Annotated in this window: 19 protein-coding genes; 16 read left to right on the top strand and 3 right to left on the bottom strand. The window is 53.8% G+C overall.

Annotation, left to right across the window (positions count from 1 at the left end; translation table 11 throughout):
* Nucleotides 1–63: 63 nt before the first annotated feature.
* Complete coding sequence (locus QN378_RS14760; RefSeq protein WP_323547386.1) at nucleotides 64–2301, bottom strand: autotransporter outer membrane beta-barrel domain-containing protein; 2238 nt, start codon at nucleotides 2299–2301, stop codon at nucleotides 64–66.
* Between the two features lie 688 nt (nucleotides 2302–2989).
* On the opposite strand from QN378_RS14760, the gene QN378_RS14755 reads away from it, so the two are divergent.
* Together QN378_RS14755 and QN378_RS14750 are read left to right on the top strand one after the other, a co-directional pair.
* Entirely contained in the window at nucleotides 2990–4771 is a 1782-nt protein-coding gene (locus tag QN378_RS14755; RefSeq protein ID WP_322204547.1) for a hypothetical protein, read from the top strand.
* Between the two features lie 4 nt (nucleotides 4772–4775).
* Nucleotides 4776–7496 carry a hypothetical protein gene (locus tag QN378_RS14750; protein ID WP_323547384.1) on the top strand — a complete coding sequence of 907 codons (2721 nt, stop codon included), beginning with the start codon at nucleotides 4776–4778 and terminating at the stop codon, nucleotides 7494–7496.
* 69 nt (nucleotides 7497–7565) lie between these two features.
* Here the strand turns inward: QN378_RS14750 and QN378_RS14745 are convergent, their stop codons facing one another.
* Entirely contained in the window at nucleotides 7566–8258 is a 693-nt protein-coding gene (locus tag QN378_RS14745; protein ID WP_323547382.1) for an alpha/beta family hydrolase, read from the bottom strand.
* 100 nt (nucleotides 8259–8358) lie between these two features.
* On the opposite strand from QN378_RS14745, the gene ccoN (QN378_RS14740) reads away from it, so the two are divergent.
* From ccoN (QN378_RS14740) to ccoP (QN378_RS14710), 7 genes are all read left to right on the top strand, one after another.
* Nucleotides 8359–9783 (top strand): cytochrome-c oxidase, cbb3-type subunit I, encoded by a 1425-nt coding sequence (gene ccoN / locus QN378_RS14740; RefSeq protein WP_322204553.1) that lies wholly within the window; start codon nucleotides 8359–8361, stop codon nucleotides 9781–9783.
* Nucleotides 9784–9793: 10 nt separating this feature from the next.
* Nucleotides 9794–10402 (top strand): cytochrome-c oxidase, cbb3-type subunit II, encoded by a 609-nt coding sequence (gene ccoO, locus QN378_RS14735; RefSeq protein WP_322204555.1) that lies wholly within the window; start codon nucleotides 9794–9796, stop codon nucleotides 10400–10402.
* A 3-nt stretch (nucleotides 10403–10405) separates the two neighbouring features.
* Nucleotides 10406–11356 carry a cytochrome-c oxidase, cbb3-type subunit III gene (gene ccoP, locus QN378_RS14730; protein ID WP_322204556.1) on the top strand — a complete coding sequence of 317 codons (951 nt, stop codon included), beginning with the start codon at nucleotides 10406–10408 and terminating at the stop codon, nucleotides 11354–11356.
* Between the two features lie 502 nt (nucleotides 11357–11858).
* Nucleotides 11859–13301: a cytochrome-c oxidase, cbb3-type subunit I gene (gene ccoN / locus QN378_RS14725; protein ID WP_322204558.1), complete on the top strand. Its 1443-nt coding sequence runs from the start codon at nucleotides 11859–11861 to the stop codon at nucleotides 13299–13301.
* Nucleotides 13301–13909, top strand: a complete 609-nt coding sequence (gene ccoO, locus QN378_RS14720) for a cytochrome-c oxidase, cbb3-type subunit II (protein ID WP_322204560.1) — start codon at nucleotides 13301–13303, stop codon at nucleotides 13907–13909. The genes ccoN (QN378_RS14725) and ccoO (QN378_RS14720) overlap by 1 nt, the downstream gene beginning before the upstream one ends.
* Before the next feature lie 5 nt (nucleotides 13910–13914).
* Nucleotides 13915–14106, top strand: coding sequence for a cbb3-type cytochrome c oxidase subunit 3 (locus tag QN378_RS14715; RefSeq protein WP_322165071.1), 192 nt, complete (start codon nucleotides 13915–13917; stop codon nucleotides 14104–14106).
* Nucleotides 14103–15080: a cytochrome-c oxidase, cbb3-type subunit III gene (ccoP, locus tag QN378_RS14710; protein ID WP_322204562.1), complete on the top strand. Its 978-nt coding sequence runs from the start codon at nucleotides 14103–14105 to the stop codon at nucleotides 15078–15080. The genes QN378_RS14715 and ccoP (QN378_RS14710) overlap by 4 nt, the downstream gene beginning before the upstream one ends.
* A gap of 104 nt (nucleotides 15081–15184) precedes the next feature.
* On the opposite strand, the gene QN378_RS14705 is transcribed toward ccoP (QN378_RS14710), so the two are convergent.
* Nucleotides 15185–16213, bottom strand: a complete 1029-nt coding sequence (locus tag QN378_RS14705) for a metallophosphoesterase family protein (protein WP_322204563.1) — start codon at nucleotides 16211–16213, stop codon at nucleotides 15185–15187.
* 368 nt (nucleotides 16214–16581) lie between these two features.
* On the opposite strand from QN378_RS14705, the gene ccoG reads away from it, so the two are divergent.
* From ccoG to fnr, 7 genes are all read left to right on the top strand, one after another.
* The gene (ccoG, locus tag QN378_RS14700) at nucleotides 16582–17997 is read left to right on the top strand and encodes a cytochrome c oxidase accessory protein CcoG (RefSeq protein WP_322204565.1); all 1416 of its coding nucleotides are present in this window, start codon (nucleotides 16582–16584) and stop codon (nucleotides 17995–17997) included.
* A gap of 12 nt (nucleotides 17998–18009) precedes the next feature.
* Entirely contained in the window at nucleotides 18010–18549 is a 540-nt protein-coding gene (locus QN378_RS14695) for a FixH family protein (RefSeq protein WP_322204567.1), read from the top strand.
* Between the two features lie 3 nt (nucleotides 18550–18552).
* Nucleotides 18553–21003, top strand: a complete 2451-nt coding sequence (locus QN378_RS14690) for a heavy metal translocating P-type ATPase (RefSeq protein ID WP_322204569.1) — start codon at nucleotides 18553–18555, stop codon at nucleotides 21001–21003.
* 25 nt (nucleotides 21004–21028) lie between these two features.
* Entirely contained in the window at nucleotides 21029–21268 is a 240-nt protein-coding gene (ccoS, locus tag QN378_RS14685; protein WP_322204571.1) for a cbb3-type cytochrome oxidase assembly protein CcoS, read from the top strand.
* Nucleotides 21261–21944: a sulfite exporter TauE/SafE family protein gene (locus QN378_RS14680; protein WP_322204573.1), complete on the top strand. Its 684-nt coding sequence runs from the start codon at nucleotides 21261–21263 to the stop codon at nucleotides 21942–21944. The genes ccoS and QN378_RS14680 overlap by 8 nt, the downstream gene beginning before the upstream one ends.
* A gap of 100 nt (nucleotides 21945–22044) precedes the next feature.
* Nucleotides 22045–23427, top strand: coding sequence for an oxygen-independent coproporphyrinogen III oxidase (gene hemN / locus QN378_RS14675; protein ID WP_322204575.1), 1383 nt, complete (start codon nucleotides 22045–22047; stop codon nucleotides 23425–23427).
* 261 nt (nucleotides 23428–23688) lie between these two features.
* The gene (gene fnr, locus QN378_RS14670; protein ID WP_322204577.1) at nucleotides 23689–24423 is read left to right on the top strand and encodes a fumarate/nitrate reduction transcriptional regulator Fnr; all 735 of its coding nucleotides are present in this window, start codon (nucleotides 23689–23691) and stop codon (nucleotides 24421–24423) included.
* Nucleotides 24424–24468: the final 45 nt, after the last annotated feature.

Below are 24468 nucleotides of genomic sequence, written 5' to 3'. Positions count from 1 at the left end.
GAGTGATCACCAGGGGTTTTTGAGGTACTCGATGCAGAGTAAAAAGCCTTCGATATCAACCCATCAGAAGGCTAACCTGATACCCACATTCGCCCCCCACGGCTGCTCGACGTTATTGCCTTTCATGTAGTCGAAATCAGCGTGTACTTGCAGATTCTTCGACAGCGATACCGCCAACCCGACGCCCAGCTCGGCACGCGACCCGAACAGGTCATTGTCGAAACTCGTTTCATTGACCGACACCCTGTTACTGCGTGCGAACTCATGAGCCACCGCAGCACGAAGGTAAGGTCGGAGCACACCGCCGTCTTTCAGCGCTATGTTACGACCCACGGAGCTACCGACTTTGCCCAAAATCGATTGAGTGCGGTCGTTCTTGGCTTCCAGACCATTATCGAGGCGGTAGTGATCACCTTGCACCACCACAGCCTCCATCTGCGCGAAGGGTTCAATGAAATAGTCGTCGCCGAGCTTGATGTGCTTACCGACTTCCACCGAGCCACCGACAGCGGTGTTGTTGTAATCGCCTTCGGCCTTGGTCTGATCACTCATGGCAACCTTCGATTCGTTTCGAAATTTGTTGAGCTTAAGCACGGCGTCTACGTAGTAACCCGCCTCCGACAACCATGTGCCATAAGCCCCCACGTAGTAGCTGTCAACCTTGCCCGACGTTCCATGGCTAAGGTCCAAATCAGTTGTGCTGTAGCCACCCAGCACACCCAACAGTAAGTGGCCATTGCCAATAGGAACGGGGGCATCCGCACCGAACGACATTCCGCGTTGTTGCTGTTTATACTCAACACCAGCGCCAGTGGTGGCATCGAAACGACTGCCATAAGCCCGCATCCATCCCCCGCCTTCCTCGCTGCCGCGCACCTCACCCATGCGGCTGCGCAACGTCGTCAGCTCGCTCATAAAAACAGTCGGCGCCGCATTAAACAGTGCCAATGCGCTTTGGGTCGACGGACTGATGGTTTTGCCGGAACCGACGATAAACCAGTCATTGCCCTGTTTTTCCAGCTCGTATGAATACGCACCCAAATCCACCTTCTCGCCCAGCAGGTTAAACTGCGCATCACCGCCTTCGGTGTGGACGATCTGCAAGGGTTGCAGGTCTGGTGACACCGGTTCGGTGCCAGTGTTTTTTACTGCTAATGTGAAATTACCGTTGGCCTGACCGTTCACGTTCAACAGGTCACCCAACCCGGCATCAAGATCGATCTTCATGCCAAATACACCGCTCCCGGATAACTGGCCTAACGACAGCGTATGAAAGCCATCGAGACCGAATCTAACCTGGCTGCCATCAAGGCTCATGGTCTTGACAGCGTTATCGCCAACCATCTGCCACTGCGCGCCAGAATTGACGGCTAGATTGTTTCCATTGATCACATCGCCAGTGAGGCTCGCGTTGTTTTGTAGAGTCACATTGAGAGTGCTGGTGTCATCGGCGACCAAATTGCCGGTGAGAGTGCTGTTATCGACTTTGAGGTTGGCGGTGCTAACGTGTTTGACTTCCAGGAGGTTGCCGTTACCGGACAGTAGAGTGGATTCGTTTTGGACAACTATGTTAGCTAAACCACCAATGGAAACATTACCACTATGAATAATCTCATCAACTGTGATAGCCGACCCATACGTGCTCTGTACAATAGAGTTATCAATGGTGATAGCATCCAACTCCGTACTTCGTCCACCTCCGGGCAACTCCCCAGCCGAGGTCAATAACATTCCGACACTATCACCCAGAACATAACTACCTTCCTTCAAGATAACTGTACCGCCCTTCACATCTATGCCTATCCCTTTGCCTACACCGCTCTGAATTCCTACAACATCAGTATTGCTCAATTCTAGGTAACCCAACTTCCCCACCAAAACCCCCTTGCCAACGCCTGATATCTTACTATCGGTTATATATGCTTTTGACGGACCATTTATAATGCCACCCGCACCAAATTCTAACTTAAGCCCGTCTCCTTTAGAGTTAGAAATAACCGTTCCGCCCGCATTTAGTACGCTGGACCGAAGAATGAGTCCACCAGCGCCATATTGACTGATCGATCCACCTTTAATATTTATATATGAACTATCAACAGCAACACGTCCAACATCGGCGCCGCTGATATTAAAGGTCGCCCCTCCAGAAACTTGAAAATCGTTCTCGGTTGATGCACTAATTTCTGTGACGCCCCCCACGATATATTCAGTTTCTGCCCATGCGGCTCCAGCCACCGACATCCCTAAGGCAACTCCCGCCATACTCAAGTTCAGACGATTCAACTGTCGATTACTTTCCAATATCCATGCTCCCACGCTAAAAAATAGAGTGGGTATTGTCTAAAGTTGTAAACCTCAAATCTCCGCACGATATCTATTTAGTGTGTAGGACTTGTCTTGATCTTAGTAATATTTCTCCTACAGACATTTACTTGACGGCGAGGGATTCCTACCTAATGGACATTCTCAGCATCTGTTAACATTAGATTTTAATCGGATAATCGAATTTTACGATGGGCAACATCTACCAACTACGGCGGAGCGGATCAATCAGTGCTTTTTCGGCACAGAAAAAATTCTGTGCAGCTCGGTGATTATTACAAAAATAAAAAATGAAAATAATCAGCGCATTAATGCAGGACAAGTCTTATATCCAAGTAATACTATTCCGACAATCAAAATATTATATATAAAATATAATATTTATTTACCACCCCCTATTGACACAAAGGACGACTTACGATTAGTTCAACCACAGATAGAGAAACCCTCTACCTGATAGTATTTTTCAAACCTTGGACAATATTTGGCCAAACGTTAATTTGTGAAAAATTATCGGTCTTTTATTGCCAATTAAAAAGTAACGAACATTTAAAAAACCTAATGTCGTCTTTAAACCTGGAGAACTACCATGTGTACATCACACCCGCGCTCATTAATAACTCGCAAACGAAACCGTCCACGGGCATTGAATGCCCCGGTTATACCGTTGTCTGATCCCATCGATGGACTATTGACGCTTGATGACCTACAAAACCCCATTGTTGCAACTTTGGTCGTTTGGGACGAAGCCTTACCTGGAGACACATACCAACTGTTATGGAATGAAATCCCTACGGGACAAATCAAAAAAATTGCCGAGAATGAGGAACCCGGCGCTTCAATTTTTCTCAACGTCCCCGCAGCTCTTTTGGTTAACGACGGACGGTATGCTGTTGCTTATCAAGCCAAAAACTCGGGAGGGGGCCTAAGTAACGACTCTGACCCCACCCAGATCATTGTCGACAGAACCGCGCCAGGTGGCAGACTGCTGGCCGGGCTGGTATTCCCGTCAGTTATCAATGACGGTGTACTAACTTCTGCCGAATTGTCAGCTTTGGGCGATGTATTAAACACGAAGGTGCCTGGGTATACCGGCATAGCGTGGGGCGACTATATTCAAACGTTTTGGGGGGAGAAAGCTGGCCCGACGCATACGGTAATGGAAGATGAAGTCACTATGGATGAGGTGATGATCGACTTTAACCGAGCATTTTTGGAGAGTGTTGGCGATGTTACAGAGCCTGTACACTACATTATCACCGACCGTGCTGGAAACGTATCGATTAAATCCCAGACAAAAACATTTAGCCTGCTTCTAACACCCGTACCAAACAACTTCCCTGCGCCACTCTGCGAACAAGCAGAAGACGGTGTGATTGATGACGCGGACGCACGCGCCAATGTAGCCGTGAGTATTTCTAAATATCCCGATGCTCAATCCGGCGACAAAGTGACCCTGTACTGGGGTAATATTGCTTTGCCAGAAGCTGAGCTAAAGCCTGGCGATGAATCACAAGAGCCAATCTTTGATATCAATGTTCGTTATTCAACTATTGCACTGTCTGGGGATGGAGAGGTCGCGCTTCGTTATGAAGTCTTGCGCAATAATATTTTGATCGGTAGCTCTACTGAGCTAATGGTAAATGTCAATTTGAAATTACCAGGCCCCGTTGACCCGGACCCGGAAACCCCAGAAAATGAGAATCTCGATCTACCGATAATCCGAGGAACCAGCAGTAACGCTAATAACGATGACAACGTAATTGATGAAGAAGATTTTTTACTAGAGGCAAAAGCCGTCATTGGCTGGAAGAGTGATTTCGTAATAAGCGACCAAGTCCACTTATTCTGGGGTTCACAACCAACACCGATTACATTCCAGATAAAAACCATCGATCTAAACAAGGATATTACGCTAACCATCCCCAATGAAGTAATGGCTGCCGAGGGATCAGGCGAGGCGATCAAAGTTTACTATACCGTCAGTCATGACGGTAACCCAAACATATCCAAATCCTTCGCCCAATCAGTCGAAGTTCGATCCGAGGGCGATTTACCTGGCGGCGAAGTTGGCTTATCTCAGCCAGTGTATACAAGTGCCAATGAAAATAACGCTATCAGCCCGGTTTTAAGTCCTGACGGTACTCCCATTTTCATTGCTCCCTACGAAAATATCGAGAAATACCCTCGCGTCACCCTGGTGTTTCATGGGTACAACGCAGCCAACGGAAGCACACCTGTACCGGGCGCAAGTCTAGAGGAGACGCATACACTAGACGTTGACGAAATTGTCAACGGTTATAGCTTCCGCGTTCCAGATACCAAGTTACGGTTAATTTGTACAGGCCATGCAGAAGCTTATTACAAAGTCGATGGTCCTAACGGTCCGGTGAATTCCAGAACCGCGTCGGTTTTGATTCGAATGGCCATCCCTGGCGTAGGCTGCTGATGTAATGAACTGGGCGAGTCCTAACGGCTCGCCCTCTAATGAATTAATAAAACCGGAAAACATAATGACAAATTTTTTAAAAACCTTACTCCCTGCGCCCTCTATGCAAAACCTTCATGATCCTAGTGGTATAGGTTATGCGGATACACTTGACCCCAGAGTACCTCTTCTCGTAAAAGTAGGACCTTACTCAGGCATGGCGGTGGGTGATGTCATCGATCTATATTGCGATAGCATCCCTGTTTTAAACTATACGATCAAAGATGGAGATCTCATCCCTGAAACGCCGTCACATATTGTATTGGGACTGGATCAGCAGTACATTCGTCCTGAGCAGATAACCCTACTTTACGAAGTGACCGAACCTATTGGCGGGTTAAAAAATACATCCCACCCTGCCACCATCAGAGTTAAGTTGACATTACCCGGTGGGACTGACATTAACCCGGTCACACCGTGGGAAAACGAAGCCCTGATCAAAGTGGTTATTTCACCGCCAGGTATTATCAATTCGACCAAAGGTGTAAGCGTTACTATTGCGCCGTATCACAATATGGAATTAGGCGACAGAATTACACTTTCGTGGAACGGTGAATTCGTCAAGTATGAATTGAGTCTTGAATCCGAGATTGGCAAACCCGTCGTACTCCCCATTGCCAAGGACATCATTGATGCCGCTGGCGATTCCGACATGTTAGAAGTACGTTATGAACTTCGCGACGTTGTAAACAATTGGTCGCGCTGGTCTCTTCCCACTTACGTCGAAGTCGAAGTCGGCAACTCGACTTTGCCCGCCCCAGTCGCGCCACAGGCCCTGAATATGGAATTGGATCTGGTGACTCTGGCCGGTGCCGACGTACAGGCACTGGTGCTGTCTTATCCGGGTATCAATGCCACGGATGAAATCACACTAACTCTCGAACGCAGCACGGCTGAAGGCATGGGGCTGGAACCTTATGTCTCGAAAAAGGCAGTAGGGACGTCAGTCGGATTTGTGCAGTTCTTGATTCCGAATGAACAATTCGAGCCTATCGCCCAAGGCCGGGCGCGGCTTAAATATAAGGTTAAGACGGCATCCGGCGATGAGTTGCGTTCCAAAAGCCTGCCCCTGTCAATCGTCGGAGAAACTCAGGTGTTGGCGCCACCGAAGCTACCTGCGGCGGAGCAGAATAACGGCGTGCTTGATCCTACCGCGCACAACGTAATCGCTCAGGTGCCGGCCTATTATTTTATGGCTGACGGCAACGATGTCACGTTGGTATGGATGGGCAAGACGGCCAGCGGGGCCAATGTTATCCATGAGGAAGTCAAGAATCTCAATAGTGATGACGTCGGGGTGCCGCTGGCGTTTCTGATCCCCGACGAAAAAGTCAGCGCGTTGGCAGGTGGCACGCTAGAGCTGTATTACACAGTGACTACGTTCGCCCGAGCGTTTTTCAAGTCACCTTCGCTGCATGTTCAAGTGAGCGCAGGTGGAAGCACGCTACTGCCGCCTGCGATTGTCGAGGGACTGAGTGCTAACGGTGTACTCGATCCAGCTGACATCGTGTTGGAAGCAATCGTGCGTATTCGACCGTTCGCAGGCATGGCGCCGTTGGACAAAGTTATCCTTCATTGGGATGGCACATCCCCGGGCGGGGCATACAGCACAAGCACTACGCTTAACAGCGGAACGTCGGGGAAGGAAGTGCTTTTCCGGGTCAAAAAAATGTATGTGGACGCCAACCTGAACGGCAATGTCAACGTGTCGTACACGGTGAAACGAGGTAATCAGACGTTCTCCTCGGACGTGCTGCTCGTAAAAGTTGCTGCGCATGGCCCTACTTTGCTCCCCAAACCTACCGTCGCCGGTGTAGATCAAGACGACATCCTGATCCCGGAAAACGTCCCTGATTCCGGCGTCATCGTGACGGTCCCTCGCTACACCGACATTGATGGCAAAGACAGCATTATTGTGAAGTGGGCAGGCAGTTTTCCTTATACGACCGCGCCTCAGGTAGCGGGCGACGCGGGAGAGATCGACTTTACATTGCCCAAGTCGTTAGCGGTGGCGAGTGCAGGCAGTGAGGTCAGCGTCAACTACAGCGTCACTCGTGGCGAAGCCGCGCCGGTTGAGTCACCAGCGAAGACCTTTCATGTGCAGGCGCTGGCGCCGCCTTTGAATTTGGGCGCCGACCACGCACTGACACTCGGTGGCTATGTAGTATTCGAAGGGCGGCCACCCGCGAATCCGCCGGTGAGTGCAATTTATACCCGCGTCGCAACCGGTGGTCAGCCACCTTACCAATACCAATCAAGCGCCACAGCGGTTGCGCTTGTGGATAACCATGGCAAGGTTATCGCTGCTGGTAACGGCGTTACGACGATCACGGTTACGGACGCGCTGGGTGCCACGGCTAGTTACACACTGACCACCTCGGGTGCACGGGTTTTCGTGGGTTTCCAAGATATACGCAAAGACTTCTATGGCTATCGGGCTTTTTGCGATCAGCAAGGCGTTCATTCAATGAACGTTAATGACTTCAAACAACTTCGCGCCGTTTATGCAGAGGAAGACCCGTCAGTAGGCCACCTATTGGGCTGGAATAACGGCTGGGGCTGGTGGACGAATGAACAAGTATCCAGTGGTTCACTCGGCAACTCTCGCTCCTTCAACCTGGACGGTGGCAGCGTGAACTTGGTGTCGAACAATTTGAAATTGAACTGTTTCGGGATTAGAAAGTAAAAATCAAGCGCTGTAACAGGTAGGTCCCGGTTTGGGCCCTACCTGCTCTAAACACGCACCAACAGGTATTTAGCGGCCCTTTAAAAATGTCTCAACGGCCTGCGCCGCGCTGTCCAAGTGCTCCTCATGAGTAAACCCCGACGACTTCAACGGTTTCAGATCATGATCACCGCTCGTTAGCCAATAAAGACTGATCAGCGCTGACAACTCATACCCCTCCACTGTCTGGCGATTACCCAGCGCGTCCCGTTCGCCTTGCACGATCAGCGTCGGCGTTTTCAACCCCGCCAAGTGCGCGACCCGGGGCTTTTGCGGCTTACCCGCGGCATAAAACGGATAGCCCAGGCATACCAACCCATCTACCCCCAACTCATCAGCCACCAGACTGGCCATTCTGCCGCCCATGGACTTGCCGCCGATGGCCAGGCGGCCAGCGACCTGTGGTCGCACCTGCGTGTAGACCTGCCGCCAACAGTCAAGTAGCTGCGCTTGCGGGTTGGGCGGGCGCTTGCGGCTATCAACCCGCCGCTGGGCCATGTGGGCGAACTCGAAGCGCAATACGTTGACGCCCCGTGCTGCAAGGCGTTCAGCGATTCCATTCATGAAATCGCTGTCCATTGGCGCACCCGCTCCGTGAGCCAAAATCAGGGTCGCCACAGGGTCTTCAGCCCGCTTCGAGGAAGGCGTCCATAACCAACCATTGTTGTACGCCAGTTGCGCGCATTGATCCTCGTCAATACCGGCCCTTTGCCCATTGCTCATGCTTGCCTCGCTTTTGATCAGTCTGAATAACTCGGCGCTATGACCCGGAGCTCTGTTCCGGAGCTCTGTTGCGAACAAAGCAAGATAGGAACACACCTAAATGACTACAACGAACAGTACCGCCTACAACTACCGGGTGGTCCGCCAATTCGCCATTATGACGGTGGTGTGGGGGATCGTCGGAATGGGGCTCGGTGTATTTATCGCCGCGCAATTGGTTTGGCCCGAACTCAACTTCGACTTACCGTGGACAACATTTGGGCGTCTGCGCCCCTTGCACACCAATGCGGTGATTTTCGCCTTTGGTGGTTGTGCGCTGTTTGCAGCCTCTTACTACTCGGTACAACGCACCTGCCAGACGCAACTGTTCGCCCCGAAACTGGCGCAGTTTACGTTCTGGGGTTGGCAGCTTGTGATCGTACTGGCCGCCATCTCGTTGCCACTCGGTTATACCAGCTCCAAGGAATACGCCGAACTGGAGTGGCCGATCGATATTCTGATCACCATTGTTTGGGTCGCCTACGCGGTCGTGTTTTTTGGCACGCTGAAAAAGCGCACCACTAAACACATTTACGTCGGCAACTGGTTCTTCGGTGCGTTCATCCTCACCGTGGCAATTTTGCACATCGTCAACAACCTTGAAGTACCGATCAGTTTGACCAAGTCCTACTCGATCTACTCCGGGGCGACGGACGCCATGGTGCAGTGGTGGTACGGGCACAACGCAGTAGGGTTTTTCCTCACTGCAGGCTTTTTGGGGATGATGTATTACTTCGTGCCCAAGCAAGCCGAACGTCCGGTGTATTCGTATCGGTTGTCGATCGTTCACTTCTGGGCATTGATCACGCTGTACATCTGGGCCGGTCCTCACCACTTGCACTACACCGCCCTGCCGGATTGGGCCCAGTCGTTGGGCATGGTGATGTCACTGATTTTGCTGGCTCCAAGTTGGGGCGGCATGATCAACGGCATGATGACGTTATCAGGTGCCTGGCATAAGTTGCGCAGCGATCCGATCCTGCGCTTCTTGGTCGTCTCACTCGCGTTCTACGGCATGTCGACGTTTGAAGGGCCGATGATGGCCATCAAAACCGTCAACGCCCTCTCCCACTACACCGACTGGACCATCGGCCACGTACACGCCGGCGCTCTTGGCTGGGTAGCGATGATCTCGATTGGTGCCCTTTACCACATGATCCCGAAAATCTTCGGTCGTCCACAAATGCACAGCATGGGTTTGATCAATGCGCATTTCTGGCTGGCAACCATTGGCACCGTGTTGTACATCGCCTCGATGTGGGTCAACGGCATTGCTCAAGGCCTTATGTGGCGCGCAGTCAACGAAGACGGCACGCTCACTTACTCCTTCGTCGAAACCCTGGTCGCAAGCCACCCCGGCTATGTGGTGCGGCTAATTGGTGGCGCAATTTTCTTCAGCGGCATGCTGCTGATGGCCTACAACACGTGGCGCACCGTGCGGGCTTCAGTGCCTGCCGAAGCCATCGCCGCTGCGCAAATGGCCTGAGGAGTTCGCCATGAAACACGAAGTAATCGAGAAAAACGTTGGCCTTTTAATGCTCCTGATGGTGCTGGCTGTGAGCATCGGCGGTCTGACGCAGATTGTGCCGCTGTTTTTTCAGGACGTGACCAACAAACCGGTCGAAGGCATGAAGCCTTACACCGCGCTGCAACTTGAAGGTCGCGACATCTATATCGCCAACGGCTGTGTGGGTTGTCACTCGCAGATGATTCGGCCGTTCCGGGCTGAAACCGAACGCTATGGGCACTATTCAGTGGCCGGTGAAAGCGTTTGGGATCACCCATTCTTGTGGGGCTCCAAGCGTACAGGGCCGGATTTGGCAAGGGTCGGCGCACGCTATTCGGATGATTGGCACCGCGCGCACTTGTACAACCCGCGCAACGTCGTGCCGGAATCGAAAATGCCCGCCTACCCATGGCTGGTAACGACTCCACTCGACAGTAGCCACACTGAAATCAAGCTCAAAACCATGCGTAATTTTGGCGTGCCATACACCGACGGCGACATCGCCGGGGCCGTCGAATCTGTCAAGGGCAAAACCGAGATGGACGCGCTGGTTGCCTACCTGCAAGTGCTTGGCACTTCGATCAAGAGCAAGAGGTAAGCCATGACAACTTTTTGGAGCACCTACATTTGCGTCCTGACCATTGGCACGCTGATAGCCCTCACTTGGTTGCTGGTCGGCACCCGCAAAGGCGAAACCAAAGGCAGCACCGATCAGACCATGGGTCACAGCTTCGACGGCATTGAGGAATATGACAATCCACTGCCGCAATGGTGGTTCATGTTATTCGCCGGGACGATCGTATTTGCGATCGGTTACTTGATCCTTTATCCGGGTTTAGGTAACTGGAAAGGCGTTTTGCCCGGCTATGAAAATGGCTGGACCGGGGTTAACGAATGGCAGAAGGAAATGGACAAGGCTGACGCCAAGTTCGGACCCATCTTCGCCAAATTCGCTGCCATGCCGGTGGAGGAAGTCGCAAAAGATCCACAGGCATTGAAAATGGGTGGTCGCCTGTTTGCGTCCAACTGCTCGGTTTGCCACGGCTCGGACGCTAAGGGTGCTTACGGCTTTCCTAACCTGGCGGATAAAATTTGGCGCTGGGGCGGCAGTCCCGACACCATCAAGACCACCATCATGGGTGGTCGCATCGCGATGATGCCGGCTTGGGGTCCGATTCTTGGTGACGAAGGGGTGAAGAATGTGGCGGCGTATGTACGTCACGGTCTTGCCGGTCTGCCACGCTCGGCTGACGACACTGCCAACATTGAGGCAGGCCAACAAACGTTCAACACCACCTGTGTTGCTTGCCACGGCCCTGCCGGTAAAGGTACTCAGGCAATGGGCGCGCCGGACTTGACTCAACCTGCCGGTTTCATTTACGGCAGCAGCGTGGCGCAATTGCAACAAACCATCCGTTACGGGCGTCAGGGCCATATGCCTGCGCAAAACGATCTGCTAGGTAATGACAAAGTGCAGTTGTTAGCGGCCTATGTTTACAGCCTATCCCAAGACAATGCACAGACTGGGGAACAAACAGCCAAGGCAAAATAGTCTTTCTGTAAAGAAAATAACCTAAGGCTAAGAAACTGCCACTCTCTGGACAAGAGCGGCAGTTTTCTTATTTTCCGCGACTAAGTGTCGCACCTATTATGAGAACGGCTTCCCACCCTAGTCATTCAGGACTAAGCTTCCCCGCACAGTGGACGCATAACAGTAGGCCACCGAAAAAGTGATACACATTGTGCATTGCAGATTGTTCGACACTGCGCGCAAAACGCCCGGTAATACGGCTCTTCGCCGCTTACTTTGGTATTAGCGGGTAGCTTCTCGTGATGCACACTTTATTTCACTCGCTTGGAACCGTTACTTTGTATGTCTACCTCAGCATTTCTTCAGGATGCCCGATGGCCTCCTGACCATGCTGTAACGGCCGCAGAATAAGCTTCAGGGAGCAATTGCACGGCTTTGGTCGCGTTGCAATGAAAACCTGCTTTCTCCATACTTGCGACCGCTTTTTTATTCCAAAAAAACACTCCAACCGTGGAACCTTAGAATGAGCACAGCAATCAGTCCGACTGCTTATAACTATAAGGTAGTCCGCCAGTTCGCCATTATGACGGTGGTCTGGGGGATCCTTGGCATGGGGCTTGGTGTCTTTATCGCCTCACAGCTTGTATGGCCCGATTTAAATTTGGGTTTGCCGTGGACGACATTCGGACGCTTACGCCCACTGCACACAAACCTGGTGATTTTCGCCTTTGGTGGTTGTGCATTGTTTGCCACTTCTTATTATGTCGTGCAGCGAACCTGCCAGACACGATTGATCTCTGATGGCATGGCTGCTTTCCACTTTTGGGGATGGCAAGCAGTAATCGTCGGCGCAATCATCACTCTGCCGTTGGGCTATACAACGACTAAGGAATACGCCGAACTGGAATGGCCTCTCGCTATTTTGTTGGCCATTGTCTGGGTTACTTACGCGATTGTGTTTTTTGGCACCATCGTTAAGCGCAAGACCAAACACATTTACGTGGGCCTCTGGTTCTATGGCGCGTTTATTCTTGTGACTGCGATGTTGCACATCGTTAACCACGCCTCGTTACCTGTTTCGCTCTTTAAGTCCTATTCGGCTTACGCCGGTGCGACGGATGCAATGATTCAATGGTGGTACGGCCACAACGCGGTAGGGTTCTTCCTTACCACGGGCTTCTTGGGAATGATGTACTACTTCGTTCCGAAGCAGGCCGAGCGGCCGATCTACTCTTATCGTTTGTCGATCGTGCACTTCTGGGCGCTGATTACCCTGTACATCTGGGCCGGTCCGCACCACTTGCACTACACCGCATTACCGGATTGGGCTCAGTCGCTGGGCATGGCGATGTCGATCATTCTCCTGGCGCCTAGCTGGGGCGGGATGATCAACGGGATGATGACCCTCTCAGGTGCATGGCACAAGCTGCGCACCGACCCGATCCTGCGCTTCCTGGTAGTCTCCCTGGCGTTTTACGGCATGTCGACCTTCGAAGGTCCGATGATGGCCATCAAGACCGTCAACTCGCTGTCTCACTACACCGACTGGACAATCGGCCACGTACACGCCGGCGCTCTTGGCTGGGTAGCGATGATCTCGATAGGCGCCTTGTACCATATGATCCCGAAGGTCTTCGGCCGTCCTCAGATGCACAGTGTTGGCCTGATCAACACCCACTTCTGGTTGGCAACTATCGGCACCGTTTTGTACATCGCCTCGATGTGGGTCAATGGTATTACTCAGGGCCTGATGTGGCGTGCGATCAATGATGACGGCACCCTCACCTACTCGTTCGTTGAAGCGTTGCAAGCCAGCCACCCGGGCTACATTGTGCGCGCCATTGGCGGTGCTTTCTTCGCCAGCGGCATGCTGTTCATGGCGTACAACGTGTTTCGCACTGTACGCGCCTCGGACCCGGTTGAAGCTGATGCCGCCGCTCAGATCGCTGTAGTTGGAGCTCACTGATGAGACACGAAGTTCTCGAGAAGAACATTGGCCTGCTGGCCTTTTTCATGGTCATCGCCGTCAGCGTCGGTGGCTTGACCCAGATCGTTCCATTGTTCTTCCAGGATGTGACCAACAAACCTGTCGAAGGCATGAAGCCGCGCCCGGCACTGGAGCTTGAAGGTCGCGACATCTTCATCGCCAACGGTTGTGTTGGCTGCCACTCGCAAATGATTCGTCCTTTCCGCGCGGAAACAGAACGCTACGGTCACTATTCAGTAGCCGGTGAAAGCGTTTGGGATCACCCGTTTCTGTGGGGTTCCAAGCGTACCGGTCCTGACTTGGCCCGCGTCGGCGGTCGCTACTCTGACGACTGGCACCGCGCCCACCTGTACAACCCTCGTAACGTCGTGCCCGAGTCGAAAATGCCTGCCTACCCGTTCTTGGTAGAAAACAAGCTCGACGGCAAAGACACAGGGAAAAAAATGGAAGTCTTACGCACGCTTGGCGTTCCTTACACTGACGAAGATATCGCCGGTGCAAGCGCTGCCGTGAAAGGCAAAACTGAAATGGATGCGTTGGTCGCTTACCTTCAGGGCCTCGGCACCATCATCAAAAGCAAACGGTGATAGTGATGGATATCGGCATGATTCGAGGCCTTGGCACAGTTGTTGTGCTGGTGGCGTTTATCGGTCTGGCACTGTGGGTATTTAGCGGACGACGTAAGTCCGAGTTCGATGAGGCGACCTTGCTGCCCTTTGCGGATGATCCCGAAGCCATCAAGCACGTCGAGCAAGAACAAGCGTCCAGGAGTAACAAAGAATGACAACGTTCTGGAGCCTGTACGTCACAGTTCTCAGTTTGGGTACCATTTTTGCCCTGACCTGGTTGCTGATGTCGACCCGCAAGGGCCAGCGCAGCGAGCAGACTGAAGAAACAGTGGGCCATTCCTTCGATGGCATCGAGGAATACGACAACCCGCTGCCTAAATGGTGGTTCATGCTGTTTCTCGGCACCATTATTTTTGCATTGGGCTATCTTGCGCTGTACCCAGGCCTAGGCAACTGGAAAGGCCTGTTACCAGGCTACGGTTACCTGGACAACGACAAAAAGACCGAGTTCGCCAATGGCCAAAGCGGCTGGACTGGCGTTCACGAATGGGAGAAGGAGATGGCCAAATCGGACGCTAGATTTGGTCCGATTTTCGCTAAGTTTGCGTCGATGCCCATCGAAGAAGTAGCCAAAGACCCGCAAGCCTTGAAGATGGGGGGCCGCTTGTTCGCCTCCAACTGCTCGGTTTGCCACGGTTCCGATGCGAAAGGTGCTTACGGTTTTCCTAACCTGACCGACGAAGATTGGCGCTGGGGTGGCGACCCGCAAACCATCAAGACCACCATCATGGGTGGCCGCCATGCGGTAATGCCTGCATGGGGTCCGGTGATCGGTGATCAGGGGGTACGGGACGTTTCTGCATTCGTCACCACACAACTGGACGGTCGTAAACTGCCTGCCGATTCGAACGCAGATCCAGTTGCGGGCCAAAAATTGTTCGCCACCAATTGTGTTGCGTGCCACGGACCAGAAGGAAAAGGAACTCCAGCAATGGGCGCCCCAAACCTGACTCATCCGGCGGCGTTCATCTACGGTTCGAGCTTCGCGCAATTGCAGCAGACTATCCGTTACGGCCGTCAGGGCCAGATGCCTGCTCAGGAATTGCTGCAAGGTAACGACAAGGTTCACCTGCTGGCTGCTTACGTTTACAGCCTCTCCCATGGAGAAAAAGCAGCCACTGCCGACTAACGCTCGAGGGCGGCACGCAACGGCCCCGTCAATAAAGTTGACGGGGCCGTTTTGCCTTTTGAGTATGCTCGCTCATTATTAAGTCTGCCCTGTGCGGGTCAACTCTAGTGAATCTTCAGCGTTGCAACGGGACGACGAGCTCGCCAGTCGTTTTTCTCCACCACGCTGACAGTTAACGAAGTTTTGTCGTCGGACAGCGTGGCTATGAGGTAACTTTGTCGAAATGCCGCGCCGCTCAAAAATACCGGCACTTCGCCAAACCGCCGGAGATCACCATCGTATTGACCCAACTCTAAATGCTTATGCCCGGCGAATACCGCTACCACCCCATAACGCTGGATCATATCCCTGAATCGCTGGACCAAATGGTCATCGCCACTCCATCTGCCCGGTTTATGCATATTCAAAATAATGATTTTGCCACTCGCCCGTGCGCCTTGCAGGTCGCGTTCGAGCCAGTCCAGCGCGTGGGTGATTTCATACTCGCGTTTGTTAAACAGTAACGCGTTACCGGCAGTGAAGTTAACGTGGTAAGTAGGCTCGTTATTCAACTGCACCCAATGGACTTGCCCCATGGTGCGTGAATACGCCAGGCTGCCGTAGTAAGACCTGCCAAACGTAGCATCCTTGGCGGCGAGGTCCATATTATCGACCTTGCCCCAGTAGCGATCAATGAAATCGCTCACACTCCCGCCTGCGCAGGCATTGAATAAACAGTCATCCACATTGTTGGCATAGTCATGGTTGCCTAACCCGTAGTCATACTGATTGTTCAGCAAGCTCGCCAACGTCTCACGCACGTAGCTACGCTCGGACGCGTGACCGTAAGCCGTCATGTCACCGTTGATCATTACGGGTACTGCATTGCCGCCACCATGCTGGTCGCGAAACGTTTGAATACTGGTGTATTGCGCAACGATGAAAGCGGCCGATCGAGCATCCCTGACCGAACTCGATTCGTTGCTACCATCCTCTGATTTGTCAGTCCACGGGTATTGAGGATCTGACGCAAACACCATGTGAGTGGGTGTATCGCCAGCGTACGTAGCTGGCACAACAACGGCGCATAACAGCAATGCAATACACGCCAAGCGCTTTGTAGTGGGCGGTAAGTTAAAAGATGAATTGGGCATGGAAATCCTTTTCCTAAAGTTTTCAAAATACAGAATCAACGGCGTTATCCATTGACTCCAGGACAGTAGATAGATGAGTAACAGCGCCGTCCAGAGACCTATGAAGTTCTCGAAACTTTCATCCCGATCTTACGGCCGACAGGCGACAATCCCTTATTGGATCGGGCAAAGGACTACCAATCGTCCATAATTCATCCATTCATTGACTCAGATCACCTACACCAACATTCGTGTTAGCCCAACGCGACCAAAGGCCGCACACTTAGACTTGGGCGACAGGCGTATCATTGATGCCTTGGCGACACTACTTCTGACCTCGGCTGGCACGCACTGGCCAAGGCATTTTTCCACTGCCGTGGGACGCACTAATGAGCAATCAGATTCCGGTACACAACGTTACTCCGCCGTCTAAAAACGACAACAGCACTGTCGACCTCTACGCCTCGCGGGAAAAAATCTACACGCGCGCCTTTACCGGTCTTTTTCGCAATTTGCGAATGGCCGGCGGGGCCGGGTTGTTTCTATTGTATTTCGGCACGGTTTGGCTGAATTGGGGCGGGCATCAAGCGGTCTGGTGGAACCTGCCGGAACGCAAGTTCTATATCTTTGGAGCAACCTTCTGGCCGCAGGACTTCATTCTGCTGTCGGGCATATTGATCGTCAGTGCTTTTGGTCTGTTCTTCATCACCGTGTTCGCCGGTCGTGTCTGGTGCGGGTATACCTGTCCGCAAAGCGTCTGGACCTGGATTTTCATGTGGTGCGAAAAAGTCACCGAGGGTGACCGCAACCAGCGCATCAAGCTGGATAAAGCACCGATATCATCCAACAAGCTCCTGCGCAAAGCCGCAAAGCACAGCCTCTGGCTATTGATTGGTTTCGTTACCGGCCTGACTTTCGTGGGTTATTTCGCGCCGATCCGGGAACTCACCCTCGAGTTCTTCACAGGGCAGGCGGAAGGCTGGTCGTATTTCTGGGTAGGTTTTTTCACCCTTGCCACTTACGGCAACGCTGGCTGGCTGCGCGAGCAAGTGTGCATCTATATGTGCCCGTATGCGCGCTTCCAAAGTGTGATGTTCGATAAAGACACCCTGATCGTTTCCTATGACCCTCGTCGCGGTGAGAAGCGCGGCACGCGGAAAAAGGACATCGATTACAAAGCGCAAGGCTTGGGCGATTGCATCGATTGTACGATGTGCGTACAAGTTTGCCCGACCGGGATCGACATCCGTGACGGCTTGCAAATTGAATGCATCGGTTGCGCCGCGTGCGTCGATGCGTGCGACACGATCATGGATAAAATGAATTACCCCCGCGGGCTTATCAGTTACACCACTGAACACAACCTGTCAGGGCAAAAAACTTATAAACTGCGACCTCGCTTGATCGGCTATGCAGTGGTGCTGCTAATCATGATGGGGCTCCTTGCGAGCGCGTTCTTCATGCGGTCCCTGGTCGGTTTCGACGTGAGTAAGGACCGGGTTCTGTACCGGGAAAACGCTGAAGGCCGGATCGAAAACGTCTACAGCCTAAAAGTCATGAACAAAGATCAAGTCGACCACAGCTATGTGCTCGACGCATCTGGATTACCCGACCTGAAACTGCAGGGTCGCCGCGAGTTCAAGGTAGCCGCAGGTGAGATTTTCACCATGCCGTTCGAGTTATCGAGCGCTCCGGAGCAATTGCCATCGAGCACCAACGAGGTGACCTTCACCCTCAAAGACGCCGATAACAGCAGCACCCACGTTCAAGCCAAGAGCCGTTTCATCGGTCCACAAATTCGATAAGAGACAATTGTCATGCCCGTAGCAACAGCGTCCAGCCCTTGGTACAAGCACATTTGGCCATGGATCATCATCGGAATCCTTGCGTTTTCAACGACCTTGACGCTGGCGATGGTCACCATCGCCGTGAAGAATCCGGACAACCTGGTCAACGATAACTATTACGAGGCTGGCAAGGGCATCAACCGATCGCTGGACCGCGAAATATTGGCTCAAAACATGAAAATGCACGCGGCGATTCATCTCGACGAAGTGACCGGTGAAACCGTGCTGCGCTTGACCGGCGGTAGCCAACCGGAAAAATTGGAGCTGAACCTCATCTCGCCCACCCAACCAGAAAAAGACCGCAAGGTGGCGCTGACTCGCAGCGCTTCACAGCCGGGTCGCTACATCGGTCAACTGCCCGATAAGATTGAGGGTCGGCGCTTCGTTGAAGTACTGGGCGAAGAGCAAGGTCAGACCTGGCGCCTGTTTGAAGAAGAGCAGATCAACCACGACAAAGACCTGACCTTGGGCGACGAGCCGTTGCAAGGCGCGGAAGACATGAAAAACTGATCCATGTCCACCCTCATCCCCTGCTACCACTGCGCGTTGCCGGTCCCAACCGGCAAGCGCTTCACCGCCGTTGTGCTCGGAGAAACCCGCGAGCTCTGTTGTCCGGGTTGTCAGGCGGTGGCCCAAGCCATCGTGGCGGGCGGCCTGGAAAGCTATTACAGCCATCGCAGCGAGGCGTCGGCCAACCCGTCCGAATTACCCGTGCAATTGATCGACGAACTTGCACTGTATGATCGCCCAGACGTTCAAGCGCCGTTCGTGCGCCATGAGGGTGAGCAGGTCGAAACTACCCTGCTCATGGAAGGCATCAGCTGCGCGGCGTGCGGCTGGTTGATCGAACGCCACTTGCGCAGTTTGCCTGCGGTCACCGAAGCTCGATTGAATTTATCCAACCATCGGCTGCAGGTGCGATGGACCCACAGCGAATTGGCCTTGAGCCAAGTGCTCAGCGAATTACGCAGCATCGGTTACGCCGCGCACCCTTATCAGTCAGACCGCGCGGCCGAACAGCTGGCCAGTGAAAACCGCCTCGCCTTGCGTCAACTTGGGGTCGCTGGCCTGCTGTGGTTCCAGGCCATGATGGCAACCATGGCCACCTGGCCAGAGTTCAACATGGACCTCAGCCCGCAGATGCACACCATCTTGCGCTGGGTCGCGATGTTCCTCACAACGCCCATTGTGTTCTACAGTTGCACCCCCTTTTTTCGTGGCGCCCTACGGGATTTCCGTACCCGGCACCTGACCATGGATGTCTCGGTGTCGCTGGCCATCGGCAGTGCCTACATAGCAGGTATCTGGACAGCCATCACCGGAGTTGGGGAGCTGTACTTTGATGCCGTCGGCATGTTTGCGCTGTTCCTGCTGGCCGGACGCTACCTGGAACGGCGTGCTCGCGAGCGCACGGCGGCGGCGACGGCACAGTTGGTGAACCTGTTACCGGCCTCCTGCCTGAGACTGAGCAATGACGGGCAAAGCGAACGCATTTTGCTCAGTGAACTGCGTCTCCATGACCGTGTATTGGTACACCCCGGCGCGGTACTTCCAGCGGATGGCCGTATTCTTGAAGGTATCTCCAGCATTGATGAGTCACTGCTGACCGGCGAATACCTGCCGCAGCCACGATGCGTAGGCGATTCGGTCACTGCCGGCACGCTCAACGTCGAGGGCGCGCTGACGGTGCAGGTGCTGGCGTTAGGGCATGACACCCGGCTGTCGGCCATCGTCCGCTTGCTGGAACGCGCCCAAGCCGAAAAGCCGCGCTTGGCGGAAATCGCTGATCGCGCCGCGCAGTGGTTCCTGTTGTTGTCATTGGTTTCGGCGGCGGTCATTGGCCTGGTCTGGTGGCAGCTCGACCCTTCGCGGGCGTTCTGGATTGTGCTGGCCATGCTGGTCGCAACTTGTCCCTGCGCGCTGTCATTAGCGACCCCGACGGCCCTGACCGCTGCCACCGGCTCGTTACACAAGCTCGGGCTTTTGCTGACCCGCGGCCATGTGCTTGAAGGTCTCAATCAAATCGATACAGTGATTTTCGACAAGACCGGCACCCTCACCGAAGGTCGATTGGCCTTACGCAAGATTCTGCCCTTGGGAATGTTAGACGCCGATCTTTGCCTTGGGCTGGCGGCCGCCTTAGAGAACCGCTCCGAACATCCGATTGCTCGGGCTTTCGGTCGGGCGCCGGTCGCGGCAGAAGATGTTCACAGCACACCGGGGCTGGGTCTGGAAGGTCTTGTTGGCGAGCAGCGCGTGCGTATCGGTCAACCGGCATTCGTCTGTGAACTCAGCGGTTGCGCTGCTCCATCCTTACCTGACGATGCGGGCCAATGGCTGCTACTGGGCGACACTCAGGGGGCGCTGGCGTGGTTCGTCCTGGACGACCGCTTGCGTGCTGACGCCCCTGCGCTGCTGGAAGCGTGCCGGGCACGCGGCTGGAGGACTTTATTATTGTCCGGCGACAGTTCACCCATGGTTGCCAGCGTCGCCGCCGAACTGGGCATCGACGAAGCCCACGGCGGACTGCGCCCGGACGACAAACTCAAAATTCTGCAAGGACTGCATCAACAGGGCCGCAAGGTGATGATGCTCGGTGACGGCGTAAATGATGTGCCGGTACTCGCTGCCGCCGACATCAGTGTCGCCATGGGTTCGGCCACCGACCTGGCCAAAACCAGCGCCGACGCGGTGCTGTTATCCAATCGTTTGCAGGTATTGGTACAAGCCTTCACGCTGGCACGGCGCACTCGTCGGGTAATCATTGAGAACTTGATGTGGGCCACTCTATACAATGGCCTCATGTTGCCATTCGCCGCCCTTGGCTGGATCACTCCAATCTGGGCGGCGATTGGCATGTCCATCAGTTCATTGACCGTGGTCCTCAATGCGTTGCGCCTGACCCGCGTAAAAGCGCTGCCAGACCAAACACCGCACTTCCATAATCGCCCGCTGCCGACATGATTCGGCAATCGGCTTCGGAGGCTTCATGCCGGCTCTTTATGTGATGATCCCAGCAGCGCTGCTGATTGTTGCGGTTGCCATTTACATCTTTTTCTGGGCCGTTGACAGCGGCCAGTACGACGACCTTGACGGCCCGGCCCACAGTGTTTTGTTCGACGATCAAGACCCACAACACCTGGCCGCCATGGAGCAAGCCCAAACTCACAAGCCGTTACCTGACGCCGATAACGCCAATAACAACGGCGAGAAACCACCTCATGCTTGAGCTGGCGCCCCTTTTAGTGTCAGCGCTGATCCTGGGGCTGCTCGGCGGCGGTCATTGTCTGGGCATGTGTGGCGGCCTGATGGGCGCGCTGACCCTGGCGATCCCCAAAGAACAACGCAGCCGCCGTTTCCGCCTGCTGCTGGCGTACAACCTGGGACGAATTCTCAGCTACGCCACAGCTGGTCTGCTGATCGGGCTGGCAGGCTGGGCCGTCGCTAACAGCCCTGGCGCGATGATCATGCGAGTGATCGCTGCCTTACTGCTGATTGCCATGGGTCTGTACCTCGCTGGCTGGTGGAGCGGTCTGACCCGTATCGAAAGCCTCGGACGCGGCCTGTGGCGCTATATACAGCCAGTTGCCAGCCGATTGCTTCCCGTGTCAAGCCTGCCTCGGGCTTTGCTGCTGGGTGCGCTTTGGGGCTGGCTGCCATGCGGGTTGGTCTATAGCACGCTGTTGTGGTCGGCCAGCCAAGGCAATGCCATCGACAGCGCATTGCTGATGCTCGCCTTTGGCCTCGGTACATGGCCCGTATTACTTGCCACAGGCCTGGCCGCCGAACGCACCACGGCCATTTTGCGCAAACGTGGCGTGCGCATGGCGGGCGGCGTGCTGGTCATCCTGTTTGGCCTCTGGACCTTGCCCGGACCCCATCAGCATTGGCTGATGGGCCATTAGCCTTGGCACGACTTCACGCCTGTTTGATGTATATCAACATCAATAAAACCACTCTTCCCTAGACTCCGGACACTGCCAGCCTTTTCGGGGAAATGTCCGCATGCTCGATGCCATCCATTGGGATTCCGATCTGATCCGCCGCTATGATCTGGCGGGGCCACGCTATACGTCCTACCCAACTGCGGTGCAATTTCAGACAAAGGTTAGCGCTTTCGATTTGCTGCACGCCCTTCGCGACAGCCGAAAAGCCCTGCGCCCTCTGTCGCTGTACGTGCATGTGCCGTTCTGCGCCAACATTTGTTACTACTGCGGCTGCAACAAAGTCATCACTAAAGACCGTGGTCGCGCATTGCCGTATTTGCAGCACTTGGAGCAGGAGATCGAGATGATCGCTTGTCACCTTGACCCTCGGCAGCTTGTCGAACAACTGCATTTAGGCGGTGGTACGCCGACGTTCCTCAGCCATGACGAACTGCGTCAACTGATGGCGCATCTGCGCAAGCACTTCAACTTGCTGGATGACGATTCCGGTGACTACGGCATTGAGATAGACCCGCGCGAGGCCGACTGGGCAACCATGGGCCTGCTGCGCGAACTCGGTTTCAACCGGGTCAGCCTCGGCGTGCAGGACCTCGACCCGGACGTTCAGCGTGCGGTCAACCGCCCGCAAAGCCTGGAAGAGACCCGGGCCATTGTCGATGCGGCACACACATTGCAGTTTCGCTCGGTAAACATCGATCTCATTTACGGTTTGCCGAAACAGACACCCGAGTCTTTCGCCCGCACCGTCGATGAGATTATCGCGCTGCAACCAGACCGCCTGTCTGTATTCAACTACGCCCATCTGCCAGAACGCTTTATGCCACAGCGACGGATTAACGCTGAAGACCTACCTTCTTCCGGACAAAAGCTGGAAATGCTTCAGCGCACCATCGATCAGTTGACCGGCGCGGGCTATCGCTACATCGGGATGGACCACTTTGCCCTGCCGGACGATGAATTGGCCATCGCGCAGGAAGAGTCAACGCTGCAACGCAATTTCCAAGGCTATACCACTCACGGTCATTGTGACTTGGTGGGGCTGGGCGTATCAGCTATCAGTCAGATCGGCGATTTATACTGCCAGAACAGCAGCGACTTAAATGACTATCAAACCTTGTTGGCCAGCGATCAACTGGCGACTAAGCGCGGTTTGTTGTGCAACGCCGACGATCGCTTGCGCAGGGCGGTGATTCAACAATTGATCTGCCATTTCAGTCTAAACTTCGCAGGCATCGAATACGCGTTCAATATTGATTTCAGAGGCTATTTCAGCGAGGTATGGCCACAACTCGATGGCATGGCCAGTGATGGGCTGATCGCTGTTGATCATGTGGGTATAACTGTTTTACCCGCAGGACGCCTGTTAGTACGTTCGATATGCATGGTCTTTGATGCATACCTGAATCCGCATAACCGCCAATTGTTCTCTCGGATAATCTAATAACTGCCCCGCCCCATTTCGAGGCAGCACCCTCCTTCTTCGCCACCTCCTGGCGGACACTGAGCGTTGGGGCGTTTGGCTCTGCCGCGCTCTTGACGAACTACGTGCCAACGGCATATCGGCGGGACTTCTAGAAACTTAATTCAAAGTAAAGTGAATAATCGCATTAACTGTCGCAAGAGATTACATCCGCGCTGGCAAGAATTACTCACGCTGGGTTACCCTCACAACCTATGCGTGTTTCCCAAAAGGATTTTTGCGATGTCAGAGCCAGTCAAACTGCGCGCTCATAGTCAGGCCCACTGCAAGGACTGCAGCCTCGCCCCTTTGTGCCTACCACTTTCCTTGAATATGGAAGACATGAATGCCCTTGATGAAATCGTTAAACGAGGCCGCCCGCTGAGAAAGGGCGAGTTTCTGTTTCGACAGGGTGACCCGTTCGGTTCGGTTTACGCAGTACGCTCTGGCGCACTAAAAACTTTCAGCCTGAGCGACGGCGGCGAAGAGCAAATTACCGGCTTCCACTTGCCTAGCGAACTGGTTGGCTTATCCGGTATGGACACTGAGGCTTATCCGGTCTCCGCCCAGGCTCTGGAAACCACTTCGGTGTGTGAAATTCCATTCGAGCGTCTCGATGACTTGTCTGTGCAACTGCCCCAGTTGCGTCGACAATTAATGCGCATCATGAGCCGGGAAATTCGCGACGATCAGCAAATGATGTTGCTGCTGTCGAAAAAAACCGCCGACGAGCGTATTGCCACGTTATTGGTCAATCTCTCGGCCCGTTTCCATGCGCGCGGTTTCTCTGCCAATCAATTTCGATTGAGCATGTCGCGCAATGAAATCGGTAACTTTCTCGGGTTGGCGGTAGAGACCGTGTCCCGCGTTTTTACCCGCTTCCAAGGCAGCAACCTGATTTGCGCCGAAGGTAAAGAAATCCAGATTCTCGACCCGATCCAGCTTTGCGCACTGGCAGGCGGCTCGCTGGAAGGCTGAAACGTGGGATTCCTGGCGGCTGAGCGTTAGACTAGCGCCCAGCCA

It is taken from the genome of Pseudomonas sp. 10S5 (assembly GCF_035019745.1).
In the GTDB taxonomy this organism is placed as follows: domain Bacteria; phylum Pseudomonadota; class Gammaproteobacteria; order Pseudomonadales; family Pseudomonadaceae; genus Aquipseudomonas.
Note: the sequence above shows the minus strand (reverse complement) of the source record. Positions and strands in the feature narration are given on the sequence as shown.

Bases quoted from the DNA above. Each gene is read 5' to 3' on its own strand.
- QN378_RS14750 (WP_323547384.1), top strand. From the start codon at position 4,776: ATGAACTGGGCGAGTCCTAACGGCTCGCCCTCTAATGAATTAATAAAA.
- QN378_RS14745 (WP_323547382.1), bottom strand. From the start codon at position 8,258: ATGAGCAATGGGCAAAGGGCCGGTATTGACGAGGATCAATGCGCGCAA.
- ccoN (WP_322204553.1), top strand. From the start codon at position 8,359: ATGACTACAACGAACAGTACCGCCTACAACTACCGGGTGGTCCGCCAA.
- ccoO (WP_322204555.1), top strand. From the start codon at position 9,794: ATGAAACACGAAGTAATCGAGAAAAACGTTGGCCTTTTAATGCTCCTG.
- ccoP (WP_322204556.1), top strand. From the start codon at position 10,406: ATGACAACTTTTTGGAGCACCTACATTTGCGTCCTGACCATTGGCACG.
- ccoN (WP_322204558.1), top strand. From the start codon at position 11,859: ATGAGCACAGCAATCAGTCCGACTGCTTATAACTATAAGGTAGTCCGC.
- ccoO (WP_322204560.1), top strand. From the start codon at position 13,301: ATGAGACACGAAGTTCTCGAGAAGAACATTGGCCTGCTGGCCTTTTTC.
- QN378_RS14715 (WP_322165071.1), top strand. From the start codon at position 13,915: ATGGATATCGGCATGATTCGAGGCCTTGGCACAGTTGTTGTGCTGGTG.
- ccoP (WP_322204562.1), top strand. From the start codon at position 14,103: ATGACAACGTTCTGGAGCCTGTACGTCACAGTTCTCAGTTTGGGTACC.
- QN378_RS14705 (WP_322204563.1), bottom strand. From the start codon at position 16,213: ATGCCCAATTCATCTTTTAACTTACCGCCCACTACAAAGCGCTTGGCG.
- ccoG (WP_322204565.1), top strand. From the start codon at position 16,582: ATGAGCAATCAGATTCCGGTACACAACGTTACTCCGCCGTCTAAAAAC.
- QN378_RS14695 (WP_322204567.1), top strand. From the start codon at position 18,010: ATGCCCGTAGCAACAGCGTCCAGCCCTTGGTACAAGCACATTTGGCCA.
- QN378_RS14690 (WP_322204569.1), top strand. From the start codon at position 18,553: ATGTCCACCCTCATCCCCTGCTACCACTGCGCGTTGCCGGTCCCAACC.
- ccoS (WP_322204571.1), top strand. From the start codon at position 21,029: ATGCCGGCTCTTTATGTGATGATCCCAGCAGCGCTGCTGATTGTTGCG.
- QN378_RS14680 (WP_322204573.1), top strand. From the start codon at position 21,261: ATGCTTGAGCTGGCGCCCCTTTTAGTGTCAGCGCTGATCCTGGGGCTG.
- hemN (WP_322204575.1), top strand. From the start codon at position 22,045: ATGCTCGATGCCATCCATTGGGATTCCGATCTGATCCGCCGCTATGAT.
- fnr (WP_322204577.1), top strand. From the start codon at position 23,689: ATGTCAGAGCCAGTCAAACTGCGCGCTCATAGTCAGGCCCACTGCAAG.